The following is a 6961-nucleotide window of genomic DNA, read 5'->3' as shown; positions in this document are numbered from 1 at the left end:
AAGATCAATCGGTTCGGATGCTGGTACACATGGTCCACCCATTTTTTGATCATTCCTCGGACCTGGGCGAATGCGGTTTGCGATCTATCGCTTTGAGATCCGGTTCCGTGGAACGGTGCTGGTCAGGACCTCGACAGCTGGTTCGAGCCCCGCCTGGACGGCCAGGTTGCCGCCATGCGAACCGCCTCCGCCTCGCCGAGGTAGTGGGCAGCGGCGACTTCGGCGACGACACCCGCGGTCGCACCCACAGCCATTGGGTCAGCACCGAGAACGTGCAGGGCAAACCTGTTTGCCGATGACCCGGACAGGAATGAAGTGGAAGGTTACGTCCACATTCCGTCCACCATTGTCGTGGCGCCGGTCGGGCATTGCCGTTTCACGTGAGCCGGCTGGAACGCGAGCCGGCTGGAACGCGAGCCGGCTCGGACAATGCACAGGCCCTGACTACTTCGTGTCCGTGACCCTCGCGCGGACGTCCTTGATTCGGCGGAGATCATGTCTGACACCTCCCGTGCACGCTTTTACAGAGCGCAGGAATTGCTCGGCGCGGATCGATGGAACGTGGGCACTTGACTCGCGGACGACCGGTATGACGGCTGGCTGCGTGGTGACTATGACCACTGAGGCGACGGGAGGCAAGGTCATGACTAGCACCTGGAGCGAGGTTCGGGCCAAGCGGCCTCCGCGAGAGGACAGGGTCGCGGAACATCGCGCCCGAATCGACGCCGAGATTCGCGCCTATCATCTGCGGGAAATCCGAGAGGAACAGGGCCTTACCCAGGTCGAACTCGCGGAGCGGATGCACGTCAAGCAGCCGTCCGTGTCCGATCTCGAGCGTGGCGCGCTCGATCGCGCCGGGCTGTCGACCATCCGGGCCTACGTGGAGGCGCTCGGCGGAAAGATCGAGATCATTGCTGACTTCGGTGATCGTCGGGTGGTCCTCGGCTGAGAGAGGCATCGGAGGTGGCGGCTACGAAATTTCAGCTCGAGCACACGGGTCCTACCAGGATTGCGGAACATGTGTTCGACTAAGGTTTCCACCACGATCGTCTCGGGGTTCACTTTGACGCCGACGGCGGCCCGACCGAACTACACGCCTGGCTCGCGGCCACGGCGGACTGACGCAACGACTTCGCGAACGAACCCGTTGCAAGCAATCAGGTTCCAGACGCCTACCGCGCGACACGGCGGCCGGCGCGTGCCGCAAACGCGTCCAAGGCGGTGAGCACTTCGGTCGCCTGCCACAGACGGTTGCGGGCGAATCCGGTAAATTCCACGAGTATTCCGGCCTCAGCAAGCGGCGTGATCACGCGCTGGGCATTCTGCGAAGAGACTCCCAACTCGGACGCCACGACCCGGGCGTCGACGACAGGCTGCCGCAGGAGCAGGTCCGCGAGTCGCCACCCACGGGCGTCGCGCCGGATCTTCAGTCGGTCATCCCATCCCGCCCGGATCACCCGCAGCTCGCTGGCCAGCTCGCGCCCGTTCGTGATTGCGGTGACCGACGCGGTCGCGAACCTCTCGACGATCGGAGCCACGTCACCGCTGCGGTAGGCGCCAAGAGCGTCGAAGTAGGCGACGGTATCGGTCAGCAGGCCAGCTGAGATCGGTACGGTGACATTCCTGGTCAGCGCATGGCCGCGCAGCATCGCGTGCACCAGCGCCCGTCCGGTCCGGCCGTTGCCGTCCGGAAACGGGTGGATCGTCTCGAACTGGGCGTGCGCGATGGCGGCCTGGCTCAGAGCCGGCAGATCGACCCTGCCGGCGAAGCGAAGGAGGTCCTTCATCAGCGCTGGGACCTGGCGGTGGTCCGGGGGGATAAAGGTCGCTCCTTGTGGCCCGTAGAAGTCTCCGCCGATCCACACCTGCTCCTGCCGCCACCGTCCACCGATCCCTGGCGCGTGTCTTGCCATCAGGGCCGCGTGCATGGCAAGGACAGCGGACTCGTCCAAGCGGTCGGCCAGGTCCAAAGCCGCTTTCATCGCGGCGACGTTGCCGACGATTTCGGCCGCGTTACGCATCTGCGTGCTGCCGAGTTCGGCGAGGGCGATCGCCTTGGCTCCCGAGGTGAGGTTCTCGATCCTGGACGACGATGCGGACTCGGAGCGGAGCAGGACAGATGCGAAGGGTGCCACCTCTAGGCCGAGTTCCGCGTCGAAACGGGCGATCTCGACCGAAGCATCGTCCGCCAGGGATGCCACGTGGACGGGAAGCGAAGGCGCCCGGTCCGCGATCGTGGGCACGACGGCGGCCCGATAGGGACCTTGGTAGCGGATGCGTACCCGCGCGGAGACGAGGTCATCCGGGATCGTCGAGACCCAGTCGCGCTCCTCCCAGCCCAGGCTCGGCCAGGCGGAACTGTCCTTGGCCCAGCCACGGCCGACCATCCCGCCACCTGCCAGACCTGAAACCATGGCTGGATTCTAGCTTCACTTATGCTCTAACTGAAACTAAGGAGGCTGGCATACGCTCAGATACGGCGGCAGGCAGGCCCTGCTCGCTCCGTGCATGGGTCCGGGAGATCTGCCGTGCCGGGCCGTCGGCGGTGTGAACCCGCGCGCCGGTCGTCGCTGGCTGCTGGTCGAGCTGCCGGAGGTTCGTCGGCACCATGACGACGCAAACCCCGTAACGTTCCGGCAACGATCTTGTATGCGTCACCGGGTGGGGACGATAGGCAGCATGGTGGGCGGCGGCCCTACCGGCGGGGATTGCACGACCGGCGGGGATTGCAGGGCGGTCGAGGAGAAGTGCGAGGCCACCCGGTCGTCCACGGGATCCTCCGCCGGGTCGCGGTGCACGACCAGGTGCCGGTAAAGGGTGTCACGCTGCGCCGGGACGCGGTCGGCCGCGCGGATCAGACCGATGAGCTCGCTCCGGTTGGTGCGGTGGCGGGCGCCGGCCGGGCCGGAAAAGAGACCGGGCGGGACTCTGCGAGGGAAGGGGAAGGAGCGTAGATGTCCAGGCGGGGCGGTCGGACGGTGTCGCCGTTACGGGCGGCTCGGCTCGCGCGGAACGCGACGCAGGAGGAGATCGTCGCCGAGCTGGATACCGTCTCTCTTTCGGGTTCGTCCGGGGTGACCGCGAGCATGCTCAGCGGCTGGGAGCTGGGAAAGCATGTCACGAGTGTCCGGTACCGGAAGATGTTGTGTGATCTTTACGGGCAGACGCCCGACGTCCTGTTCGCTCATCAGGACGAGGAACTGGCCACGGCGGACGGTGTGGTGCTGCTGGTGGGGCACCGCGATCTGCGTGCGGCGATGCTGCGGGTGGTCGAGGATGCGGAGGAGATTCTGATGGTGACCGGTTCCCGGTCCCGGGATCCGGCCTACCTCGACGCCATGGAGACCGTGCTGGCCCACCGTCCCGCACTGGCGCATTACCGGGTGCTGTTCGGTGCTCCGCATCGCCAGATCCTCAAGGACCATCTCCTGCGGCTGCTGGCGATCCGTGACCCCGACGACCGGACCCATGGATACAAGACGCTGCACATCGGCCTGGTCGAGGATCAGATCGCGCATCCGGAGCGGTTCCTGTGTGTGTCGGAGAAAGCCGCGGTCGTCCCGATCCCGTCGTTGACCTCGGCGGAGGCGTTCGATTCCGGGGTGCTGCTCGGGGCCAGCCCGGCGGCGCGGCTGGTGGACCATGCCCGGCAGTGCTACGCCGCCGCGGTGAAGGTCGAGACGGCCGCGGCGGTGCGGGCGCTGCCGGTCCGACGGCCGGGAGGTCAGGAATGATCGGACGATGCGGATGACGGGAGCGCGGGAGCTGCTCGCAGTGACCGAAACCGACCGGGCGTCGGTGACGGCGTTGGCCGCCGAGCTGATCCGGATCCCGAGCCGGGGCGGAATCGACCCCTACGGGCCGGTGCTGGACCGGCTGGCGGCGTGGCTGGCCGCCCACCGCCTACCCGTCCGGCAGCTGCACGATCCGGCGGGCACGCCGGTCGGGCTGGTGTGCGAGCTGGACGCCGGCCGTCCCGGGCCGCGGCTGGTGCTCGACGCCTGCGTGGACACCGCGCCGTTCGGCGACGAGAACGCCTGGACGCATCCACCGACCAGCGCCACGGTGCGGGACGGCTGGCTGTGGGGACGGGGAGCGGCGGACTCCAAGACCGGTGCGGCCATCTTCTGCCACCTGCTGGTCCGCCTTGCCCCACACCTGGGCGAGCTGCGGGGCGGGGTCAGCCTGCTGCTCGACGCCGACGAGCACACCGGTGGCTTCGGTGGTGCCCGCGCCTACTTCGCCGGGCCCGACGCCCCCACCACCATCACCGGGGTCATGATCGGCTATCCGGGGATGGAGCATCTGGTCGTCGGAGGTCGCGGCCTGCTGCGCGCCCGGCTGCACGTCCACGGCGTGGCCAGCCACTCCGGCGGCTCGCGACCCACGGCGAACGCGGTCGTGAAGGCCGCCGAGCTGGTCGGTCGGCTGGTTGCGGCCCCTCTCCCTGCCGGTCAGGGACGCTTTCCCGCCGGGGGAAAGCTGACCGTCACTGAGATCATCGGCGGGCAGAGCTGGTCGCTGACCCCCGACCTGTGCACTGTCTGCGTGGATCTGCGTCTCACCCCGGCCTTCGACGCCGCAGTCGCCACAGACCTGCTGAGGGCCACCGCAGCGGATCTCGACACGGTCTGGCCGGACACCCACCCAACCCGGATCCAGGTCGAGACGCACTGGCCGCCGTACGCACTGGATATCGACGCGGCGCTCCCCGCCGCGCTGCTGACCGCCGCCCGGTGCGTCGGCCTGCCGACCCTGCCGAAGGTCGCGGGACCGTCCAATATCGGCAACTACCTGGCCGGCCTGGGGATCCCGGCAACCGCCGGCTTCGGCGTGGCCTACGAGGGCATGCACGCCGCCGACGAACGCATCCGCCTCGACACGATCCCCCCGGTACAGGCCGCCTACCACGCCGCCGTACTGACCCTGCTGCGCTGACCCCTCCTCGTCCTTCCACTGTGCGCTCGGCGCCTTGTCACCAATGGTCGTGACATACCGGTGAACAGTCACCGACGAGACCGTGATCTGGTTCACCCCCCACCCTCCTGTCATGATCCCGGTACGGCTTGTCACACAAGGCGAGCGGTGCGGTCCGTGCCCGACCACCGGCTTCCGCCGGGCCGCACCGCCGTCACCCACACCAAAGGGAGCGCCATGGACACCTTCCTGCCCCCGTCGATACCGACCACCTCCTACGAACATCTGTTCGTAGACAAGGCCTGGTTCAAGATCCAAAATCTGGCTGAAACCCACGAGTACAAGAAGGCTGCAGGCTCCTCGGACGGAGCCAAGACCTACGACACCACAGCCATCTGATCCACGACTGTCTGCTGCACGCCCGCTGTCGGGGTGCGGCCCGGTCGAGCCGCACCCATACCCGGAGACCTCCATGCTTACGCTACGTCTGACTCCGTACACGGACACCACCTGGCACTGGGACGGCACTCGGTACATCACCGCCGACCGCACCAACGAGATCATCCCGTTCCGGCATCCAATGCTAGAACACCTGGCCGTCACCGACGGCCGGCGAACCCTGCTCCTCATCCGGGAACGGGTCGCGGGCCACCCTGCCTGCAATCCGGCCCCGCGCCCGCTGTCGGTTGCCGACTACGACCACACCCGGACCCTCACCGCCGCATGGCCGACCGACTACCTGCTGGTGGAGACCGCCCCGCGGATACCGGTACGCGTCACCGCGGGCGCCTGCGGCATCGCCCCGATCTACCTCGCTCACGACCGGAACAGCCTGTACGGCTCCTGGGACATGGCTGACCTACGGCCCCATATCACCGGCCTGCGTGCCCGGGAAGCCGCGCGGCTGCTCCTCTACCGCCCCCGCTACGGCACCGAAACGTTCTTTGACGGCGTCCACCGGCTCACCGAACGTGCGACCGCCTCCTATGGCGGCCATCTCCATCTCCACTACCCTGAACCGGCGCTGCACGGCACCCCCCGGGAACTGGCAACCGACGCCGACGTGCTGAGCGCGTTCGTCCAAGCAATGGACGACGCCTTGGACCTACGCCCCCTCGACCCCGCCCGCACCGTCTTCCACCTCACCGGCGGCTTCGACTCCGGCGTCATGGCCACCCACGCCGCGGTGCGCCATCCCGGCCAGTTCCACACAGCCGCGCTCCTGATCGGCGGCCCCGGCCGCGCCCAACAGATCCACCGACGTGCCCAGATCCGCGCGGCGCTCCCGTTCGGCTCCCGGGACGACCTTGTCGACAGCATGCACGATGCCCCTCTGCACCCGGACTGCGACCGCGTCCGCGGCGAACTGATCAGCCCCTATGAGGAGCCGCTGCACCGCCCGTTCACCCGCCTGACCCGAATCCTCGCCGACCACGGGGCCCACACGGTCGTCACCGGTCTCGGAGGCGACGAGATGGTCGCCCTGTCCCAGCAGGAACACCCCCACCAGTCCCTCGGTGAAATCGCCGACGGACTGCCATGGCTCGGCTCCCGCGCCCGCCAGGCCCTGGACTACGCCGACGACGCCGTCGCACCCCCGGCCGTCGTCAACTCCATGACCCTGCTGTCCCTGGAAACCACCGCGCCCGTCCTGCTCCGCGCCGGCATCTGGCCCCTGCATCCGTTCACCCACCCCGGCATGATCCGGCTCGGGGAATGGTTGCCCATGCACTGGCGCGAGCTCAAACAACTCCAACGCCGCCAGCTCGCCTCACTCGGCCTGAACACCGAGGTCACCCACCCGGTGGAACGCGAGTCCTTCGCCGAAGTCGTCCAGCATGCCCTCACCACCCACGCCCAACTCCTGTTCACCCGGATGCTGCGCGACGGCTCCGCCCTGTTCGACGCCGGCCTGGTCAACCCCGACGCCCTACGCCAGGCCCTGCTGCGCCTCCACGACAACAACTACAACGAACATAAGGACGCCCAACTCCTCGAAGTCATCGACCTCCACCTCGCCACAACGGCGTTCCTGTAGCGAAAC

General features: G+C 67.9%; 7 protein-coding genes and 1 pseudogene. 5 read left to right on the top strand and 3 right to left on the bottom strand.

Features of this window, described 5'->3' with window-relative positions; genetic code table 11:
- Window positions 1–122: 122 nt before the first annotated feature.
- Window positions 123–254, bottom strand: coding sequence for a hypothetical protein (locus tag NBW77_RS22000; protein WP_284346875.1), 132 nt, complete (start codon window positions 252–254; stop codon window positions 123–125).
- Between the two features lie 389 nt (window positions 255–643).
- Here NBW77_RS22000 and NBW77_RS02755 point away from each other — a divergent pair, with 389 nt between their 5' ends.
- A complete protein-coding gene (locus NBW77_RS02755; protein WP_131748662.1) occupies window positions 644–949 on the top strand; it encodes a helix-turn-helix domain-containing protein in 306 nt (101 codons plus the stop codon).
- 223 nt (window positions 950–1172) lie between these two features.
- Here NBW77_RS02755 and NBW77_RS21995 read toward each other — a convergent pair whose 3' ends face one another.
- The gene (locus NBW77_RS21995; protein WP_131748664.1) at window positions 1173–2414 is read right to left on the bottom strand and encodes a Fic family protein; all 1242 of its coding nucleotides are present in this window, start codon (window positions 2412–2414) and stop codon (window positions 1173–1175) included.
- Window positions 2415–2654: 240 nt separating this feature from the next.
- A pseudogene (locus tag NBW77_RS02745) lies at window positions 2655–2900 on the bottom strand (hypothetical protein); the annotation flags it as partial.
- Between the two features lie 54 nt (window positions 2901–2954).
- Between NBW77_RS02745 and NBW77_RS02740 the strand changes: the two are divergent.
- The 4 genes from NBW77_RS02740 to NBW77_RS02725 all read left to right on the top strand — a co-directional run bounded on the left by NBW77_RS02740 (window position 2955) and on the right by NBW77_RS02725 (window position 6955).
- Window positions 2955–3734, top strand: coding sequence for a helix-turn-helix domain-containing protein (locus NBW77_RS02740; protein ID WP_131748665.1), 780 nt, complete (start codon window positions 2955–2957; stop codon window positions 3732–3734).
- 13 nt (window positions 3735–3747) lie between these two features.
- Window positions 3748–4938 (top strand): M20 family metallopeptidase, encoded by a 1191-nt coding sequence (locus tag NBW77_RS02735; RefSeq protein WP_131748667.1) that lies wholly within the window; start codon window positions 3748–3750, stop codon window positions 4936–4938.
- Window positions 4939–5094: 156 nt separating this feature from the next.
- Window positions 5095–5316 (top strand): hypothetical protein, encoded by a 222-nt coding sequence (locus tag NBW77_RS02730; RefSeq protein WP_250279235.1) that lies wholly within the window; start codon window positions 5095–5097, stop codon window positions 5314–5316.
- A gap of 73 nt (window positions 5317–5389) precedes the next feature.
- Window positions 5390–6955 (top strand): asparagine synthetase B family protein, encoded by a 1566-nt coding sequence (locus tag NBW77_RS02725; protein ID WP_131748669.1) that lies wholly within the window; start codon window positions 5390–5392, stop codon window positions 6953–6955.
- Window positions 6956–6961 lie beyond the last annotated feature (6 nt).

The organism is Frankia sp. Cppng1_Ct_nod (assembly GCF_920656135.1).
GTDB lineage: Bacteria > Actinomycetota > Actinomycetes > Frankiales > Frankiaceae > Protofrankia > Protofrankia meridionalis.
This window is presented reverse-complemented; position numbering and strand designations above follow the sequence as displayed.

Excerpts from the sequence above, each read along its gene's own strand:
- NBW77_RS22000 (WP_284346875.1), bottom strand. The coding sequence starts at position 254 with ATGGCTGTGGGTGCGACCGCGGGTGTCGTCGCCGAAGTCGCCGCTGCC.
- NBW77_RS02755 (WP_131748662.1), top strand. The coding sequence starts at position 644 with ATGACTAGCACCTGGAGCGAGGTTCGGGCCAAGCGGCCTCCGCGAGAG.
- NBW77_RS21995 (WP_131748664.1), bottom strand. The coding sequence starts at position 2,414 with ATGGTTTCAGGTCTGGCAGGTGGCGGGATGGTCGGCCGTGGCTGGGCC.
- NBW77_RS02740 (WP_131748665.1), top strand. The coding sequence starts at position 2,955 with ATGTCCAGGCGGGGCGGTCGGACGGTGTCGCCGTTACGGGCGGCTCGG.
- NBW77_RS02735 (WP_131748667.1), top strand. The coding sequence starts at position 3,748 with ATGACGGGAGCGCGGGAGCTGCTCGCAGTGACCGAAACCGACCGGGCG.
- NBW77_RS02725 (WP_131748669.1), top strand. The coding sequence starts at position 5,390 with ATGCTTACGCTACGTCTGACTCCGTACACGGACACCACCTGGCACTGG.